Origin of the sequence: Gilliamella sp. Pra-s52, from assembly GCF_009795805.1 — a bacterium.
GTDB lineage: Bacteria > Pseudomonadota > Gammaproteobacteria > Enterobacterales > Orbaceae > Gilliamella.
In genome coordinates this window covers 1-5,141 of the sequence record NZ_WTEY01000030.1, presented here as the reverse complement: position 1 = coordinate 5,141, position 5,141 = coordinate 1, and the positions used below count along the sequence as shown (strand labels likewise).

General features: G+C 35.1%; 4 protein-coding genes. All 4 read left to right on the top strand.

Translation table 11 applies throughout. The annotated features are described in order from the left end of the window. Positions 1-488 (top strand): DUF2345 domain-containing protein (locus GQ594_RS11660; RefSeq protein WP_160413087.1); only part of this gene is annotated, 488 nt, incomplete at its 5' end. 3 nt (positions 489-491) lie between these two features. Beyond that, positions 492-1,445, top strand: a complete 954-nt coding sequence (locus GQ594_RS11655) for a DUF4123 domain-containing protein (protein WP_160413089.1) — start codon at positions 492-494, stop codon at positions 1,443-1,445. Beyond that, positions 1,432-4,785: a T6SS effector BTH_I2691 family protein gene (locus GQ594_RS11650; protein WP_160413091.1), complete on the top strand. Its 3,354-nt coding sequence runs from the start codon at positions 1,432-1,434 to the stop codon at positions 4,783-4,785. The genes GQ594_RS11655 and GQ594_RS11650 overlap by 14 nt, the downstream gene beginning before the upstream one ends. Positions 4,786-4,804: 19 nt before the next feature. Continuing rightward, positions 4,805-5,141 (top strand): hypothetical protein (locus GQ594_RS11645; protein ID WP_160413093.1); only part of this gene is annotated, 337 nt, incomplete at its 3' end.

Sequence of the window (5,141 nt, the reverse complement as noted above, 5' to 3'; positions counted from 1 at the left end):
AAGGGATGGCCTTAACCAGTCCTGAAAACATCCAACTGTCTACCGCTAACAGCCTCAGCTTAACCAGTGAACACCAAACTGACATCAACGCCTTAAAAAACGTCACGCTCTCATCGGGCGAGGCGCTGGGGTTATTCGCCCAAAAATCAGGGATGAAACTGTTTGCCAACCAAGGCGATATCGACCTGCAAGCCCAAAACGCCAATCTCAATATGGCGGCCAAACAAGATATCAAAGTGGATAGTGTGGATGCTAAAACTCAGATAACAGCAGCAAAAGAAATAACCCTTATTTGCGGTGGCTCTTATATCAAAATCAGCAGCGAAGGCATTGAACTGGGCACGCAGGATAATATCTATCTTAAATGTAATGTGTTGCAGAAGATGGGGCCTGCAAACAAAAATGTCAATGCTTTATTACCCAGTGGTTGCGAAGTGGCAATACAAGAAGCCGATAAACTACAAAAAGCAAATGTAAAACTTGGATAACTTATGGATAAAACGAATAAATCAATACAAAAGCAAGATATTGAAGCTGTTTTTCAACAAATTATTGCGCTGTCATTAAAAAATGATGCACATTTTTACCTTATCTATCAATCCAATGATCAAAAAACAAGTTTAGCTGATTTGATTGCAGAAAAAAAATTAACATTATTTCGATATATAAACTATCAAATAAAACATACACCAGGACTCATTGAGCTTGATTTAAAAAATGAAGCAGATCAAACCATTTTAAAACAAAGCATTCAAGAATTTTATTTAGATATCGATCCTAAAACGGTCTTATTTGCAAAACCGCGCTCGGTATATGGTTGGATTTATTCCGTATTTAATGCAGAAGAATTAGCACAACAATTAGGCATTGTTGCCATTCAACCATCAAATGATGGCAAACAATTATTACGTTATTTTGACCCATCTGTATTGTCACCACTATTAAACATCTTCATTGAAGGACAAAGAAAGATATTATTTAGTGCAATTCATTCTTGGTTATACCTTAATAGTGATGGACATTTAATAATTGAAAAGAATTTTCAAAACCAATGTAAAAATTTTGTTGGTCATTTAGGAATCATTAATCAACAATGGCAACAAATAAACTGGATCGAAAGTCGCAATCAGGCACTTGCTCGTTATCATTTTTTCCACCCAGAATATAGCTTACCTGAAAGTGAGGCTGATTGCATTATTATGCAATCTTTTGAAAATGCTACCCTCAAAGGATACCATGATAAACGAGATCTAGCCGAATATGCTTATCGTAGTTTAGTTATACATCCCGAATTTATTGAACATCCAATTGTTATTGGAGCAATAAATCAACATCTGCACCAATCACTAATAAAACAATTACAAACTATAACCCCACAACAATGGGATATTGTAGCGGATGAATGTATCATTAATACAAAGGAAATAAATAATGGGCTTATGTGAAAAATGCCAATCTAAAGGTTTACCAATTTATCCTGTTCGTTATGCTGTTGCACCTAAATATATCAATGCAGATTTACCCTCATGGGCAAAAAACGATATGCTGCCTATCTTAAAAGGAGATAGCAAATATGTGCTAAGAACCATGCGAGCAGGTTATCTTTATGTGTTATGTCAGTATGAAGACAATATTACATTAGATATTTCCATTTATAAAATTGATAAAAACGGCGGTTTTTGGCAACAAGATATTAGTAAAGAGCAAGATCTATTAAGATTTGGTGATATCATAAGTGAAGAGAACCCTTCTATACCAGTCAATGATATACAAACAACTTGCAACAATAGCGCCCATTTATCGAGTAATATCGCCTTTATTACACTTTCAAACCCCGAAAAATGTGAAAAAGCCTGGCTTGCTTTTAGTGAACATAAATGGAGTGCTAAGACTTTAAAAAAATACCTTAATGATGAAGATAAACGTAACTTGCGAATGCAACTTATCAAACCAAAGCAATGGATAAATTCGCAAACTAACGGCATTGGCATAACTACCGCTAATCAGGAAGCTATCGCCTCGACCTTGGATATCCAAAACCTTGATGATTTTAAAGAAAGAATCACAACATCCTTACCAAAATTTAAAAGCATTAACTATTCATTTTGCTTTCCTTATTTGTATCATAATAAACCATTAGACAAAAACACGCTTTCACGAAGTTTGTTTCTTAGAGAACCATTTGGATATGATAAACAACTATTCAAAAAACGAAGTACATTAGCGCCTTGGCAAGCGCTAACCAAGCCCGTTTATGAGCACACAACACCAAAAGAGCCGTATTCAGTCTATCTACATAAAAAAATGATGTCAGCCGAACGTAACAGCACCGATAGTTCACCTATGATGCTAGTACTAAACGACAGTATTGGTATTGCTGCTGAGTTAAGTAATTGGAGTAACAGTGCATTAAACTCGTTTAGAAAAATAATGATAGAAAGACAGCGTGAAAATGCCACTTGTAGTGGTATTGCAATGCTTGAAGAAGCAATAAAAAACAGTGACATTGCAAACAGTGAAGAAGATTTTAAAAAACATATAAAAAACACCAATAGAAAATACCTTGCTGATGCAAAATATTTTAATGAAAAAGTAAAACCTTATGATAGTGGTATTTTAGGAACCGATACAACCCGAATCGTACCATGGAGCGAAGAACAAAAAGCCCAAGGCCAACGTGTTATTAATATTGTGAGTGAATCTAAAAACTATAATTTTGTTTCCCAATATGTTAATCCAAATTTAACCGATATAGAAAAAAAAGTAGAAAGTACAAAATATAAAGCCGCAATATTAGTCCAATTTGTACAAGAAAACTACCTGATTGAAGAAATTGGTGAAGAAAGGCACGCAAAAGTTTTTGAACAGGCATTTAAATTAAATAAACAAGCAGAGATGGTAAACATTAAACGCTTAGATATTAAATTAGCGGCAATGAGAATCGAATTTGAAGCTAAAGCTCAGGCGTATAAAGCAGCATGGCATGAAAAAAATAAAACCGAACAATCGGCCGAAAAACGTTGGCGAAAATATGAACGTTGTTTAAACTATGATTATAAAGTCTATAAAGAAAAATATGCCGCTTTTTTGCAAGAAGCCGAAAACTATATTGCAGGGTTATTAAATGATTTAATTTTATGGGTAGATTGCAGCAAGCAAAAAGAAAAACACCCTATTTCATTGTCGGCCGATGATTTTGCACAAGATGACGATAATTATTTGGCGTTTGCCAACGATATTTTAATGACCTTAGGCATGCAAGCCCAAAGTAGCAAAGTTACCCAATTATTCACCCAATTAATTGAGGATAATAACTTAGAGGGTCATAATATTATTTGGTCGGCTGTGTTTGCTAACCGCAAATTAAACAAAGAAAAACAAAAAAAATGTGTCAACTTTTTATTATCATTAAATAAAACAACCCAATTAAAACCGCAATCTTATGGCAAATTCTTAGATAAATTAGAAACAGTATTAGAATTTTATCAAGCCGAATCAGCTGAAAGCAATGCTATGATAGGCATCGCTAATAGCATTGCCAACATTAGTAACTCACTTTTTGACCCACAAGATGAACATAAAGAATTAGATTTTGTTAAAGAGTTCTTTACTTTATTTGAAAGCGAACGAAACTCATTAATTGATGGTGATTCGATAGATAACCAAATCACAGCCGCCTATTTGCGTCCAATTAAAGAGGGAAGCTGTGCTGCACTTATCGCTTTATTAAAATATATGCAAAAAATGGGCGGTGATTTATCATCAGAATTTGCCGAAGCTTTTTTAATAGCCATATCGCCAACAAGGCTATCTAAAACTGCGCTAAAAAAGAAAATGACGTCATACCATAAATGGGCCGACAATTTAAAAAGTGCCTTGTATTCCGATATCAAAAATGTCGGCGACAAGTTGGCAAACGCCTCACAAAAAGCCACCAACCTGATTAAGCAACATATCACCAATGAAAAGGTGGGAGCAAGCTTTACCGCGGCAATATTGGGGGTACACATCATGAAGATCTATTATATAGTGACTGATAACTCATTAAAAACCCAAGCCCAACAAAACCAATCCGATTACCAATTAGCTATGGCGGTATCGGCATCCATGGCTGCAAGCTTTCGGTTAGTTACCGTATATGCCAACAAAGGACAAATCAATGCCAAATTAATTTCTAATATGAACTTTTTAGGCAACTTTTTTGGGGTGATAGCGGGGTTAATTGATATTGGTTTAAATTGGAACGAGGACACTTCAGAGAAAGATCAGACTCAAAAAACATTATATTATGCATCTCTATTTACCTTGATTGTATCCACCACCGATTTATTTTTACAAATGGGTAAAACTAGTTTAATTAAAATCATGGAGCGCGGAGTTCAATCATTGGCTACCATTTTCCTTAAAAAAATTTTTATTAAATCAGCGATTACGTTAGGAGGAAGGACTCTTATATCGATCATTGCACTGGTATTAAACCCATGGATTAGTCTGGGTATTTTTTTAGTTCAACTATGCTATGAATTAACTAAAGATGACGATATTGAAGAGTGGTTAAAACGTTGCCGTTTTGGTAGCGCGCAAAATTGGCGTAATAGTAAATACTCTTTTCGCTATAGATCTTCCGAAGAAGAAATTGCGGCACTGCAAGCGATCTTTAAAAAATATGAAGATCAGTTGGCTGAATATTACGCAGAACAAGAACAAAAACGTATCAAAGAAAATACGCCAGTATTCTCATCGAGTGATTGGCAAATTATTTATAATTGGCCTATCCCTCAATAATTATATAAGGAATTCAATTATGCCTTACGCAAAATATGATGGTAACGACCCCATCTATAACGACAAAGAGCAGCTATTAAAAAAAACTGGTATCAGTATTACTGATCCAATCCTACCACCCAAAAATTTGGTTAAATTAACCGGCACCCTATCCGATTTTAAAGGTCTATTTTGCTATGCGCCCCTTGCAGATGGCGCTTATTTAAGTGATGAACAAAAGCAAAAACAGCAAAATCAGCTTAGAAAGGGGGCAGTGCTTGCCACTTTAAATGGTAATAGTATTACCGCACTAGCTGGTTTAGGTCATGCTAATGGTAATGATCGTAGTAATGAGGTAGATGCTCAGTATATTACTG